This is a genomic window from Pseudonocardia nigra (genome assembly GCF_019396355.1).
GTDB classification, from domain to species: Bacteria; Actinomycetota; Actinomycetes; order Mycobacteriales; family Pseudonocardiaceae; genus Pseudonocardia; species Pseudonocardia nigra.
The window spans coordinates 1-770 of record NZ_JAHKRK010000542.1; the positions used below are offsets into that span (position 1 = coordinate 1).

The following is a 770-nucleotide window of genomic DNA, read 5'->3' on the forward strand; positions in this document are numbered from 1 at the left end:
CGCGGTGTCCGGTCGGGCAGCAACGGCTCCAGCCGTGCCCACTCCGCGTCGGTCAAGTCGTGGCGATCAAGCACAGAAGAGATCTACCGCAGCCGACCCGCATGATCCACGGGACACGCTCTAGCCCTACCGGCGACGACGGCCTGATCGCGCTGACCAGCAACGAGATCCGCCGCCACGCTCGCCCTCGCCCCGCTCACCTGCCTCACCAGCACGCTCGCCAACAGCCCGCCAGCAGATAGCATGGCTCAACGTGACCGAGCGTCAGCGGCTCGAGGCCCGCGTCCACGAAATCCTCGACGCACCTGGTGCCGAAGACTCCTTCGTCGATTTCAAAAGGCAGCTTCCTGATGACTATCGGAGAGCTGCTCGCCAAATCGCAGCGCTCGCAAACGCCGCGCGTGGCGACGAGGCAGTCTGGCTGATCGGCGTCGAGAATGACGGACATTTGACCAGTGCCACCCCGAGCTTTGAAACTCAATCGTGGTGGCCTCAAGTGGAGAGCTGGTTTGACGAGCTAGCACCATCAGTAACCCAACTGCTCGTGCCCCGCCCCGGCGGCACTGTCCTTGCACTGTTCTTTGAAACTGACCGTGCGCCCTACGTGGTCAAGACTGGCGGACAATCGCCTGAGCGGGAGGTCCCATGAGGCCTATTCAGCCGCCAAGTAGAAGTGCAGTCCGATAACCGCCGAGATCGTCGTGTCGAACGTCGCCAGCGGCCGCCGGTAGTCGGTGTGCATGATGCGCCAGGTCTTAAAGTTTGCGATC

At 62.9% G+C, this 770-nt stretch carries 1 protein-coding gene; it reads left to right on the forward strand.

Features of this window, described 5'->3' with window-relative positions; all coding sequences use genetic code 11:
• Positions 1 to 253: 253 nt before the first annotated feature.
• Positions 254 to 649 (forward strand): AlbA family DNA-binding domain-containing protein, encoded by a 396-nt coding sequence (locus KME75_RS42105; protein WP_219420665.1) that lies wholly within the window; start codon positions 254 to 256, stop codon positions 647 to 649.
• The last annotated feature ends 121 nt before the right edge of the window (positions 650 to 770 follow it).